Raw genomic sequence first — 713 nt, forward strand, 5'->3', positions numbered from 1 at the left:
AACTCAACGAATGGAGCGCCCCGATGCACCAGAATGATCTGAGCAAGTCCCTCGTCGCCTTCGATCAGGATAGCACACTGGTCGCGGTCGTTGAACTGAGCGCCAGGAGCTGGCTGGTGGCCGGGCTGGTTCCCGGGCTTGGCCGCGAGCCGCTGAAGAAGCAGGGTGCCGATCCTGTGGCGCTGCTGAGGCTGCTGTGTCGCTGGCGCGACGAGGCGGTGAAGGCCGGCAAGACGATCGCGCGCATTGCGGTGGCGTTCGAGGCTGGCCGCGACGGCTTCTGGCTGGCTCGGCTGCTGTTGGCGCAAGGGATCGAGACCCATGTGATCCACGCGGCCAGCATCCCGGTGTCGCGCGAGCACCGGCGGGCGAAGTCGGACCGGCTGGACACGCAGTTGCTGATGCGTGCGTTTGTGGGCTGGCTGCGCGGCGAGGCCAGGCACTGCGGCATGGTGGCGATCCCGACGATCGAGGAGGAGGACGCGCGGCGCGCCAATCGCGAGCACGAGACGCTGGTTGGCGAGCGCACCAGCCTTGTCAGCCGGATGCAGGCGACGCTGGCGCGCTTTGGCGTCCGCGGCTTCAATGTGAAGCTGAAGAAGGCGGCGGAGCGGCTGGAACAGCTGCGTGGCGCCGAAGGGGTGCCGCTGCCACCCAACACGCTGGCCGAACTGCGCCGCGACATGGCGCGGCTGCGGCTGATCCGGGCGCAG

1 protein-coding gene is annotated in these 713 nt (G+C 68.7%); it reads left to right on the forward strand.

Going from position 1 to position 713, the window contains the following annotated elements; translation table 11 throughout:
- Nucleotides 1–23: 23 nt before the first annotated feature.
- Nucleotides 24–713 (forward strand): transposase (locus tag AC0L3L_RS36415; RefSeq protein ID WP_473642205.1); only part of this gene is annotated, 690 nt, incomplete at its 3' end.

This window comes from Mesorhizobium sp. WSM4849 (assembly GCF_055811385.1).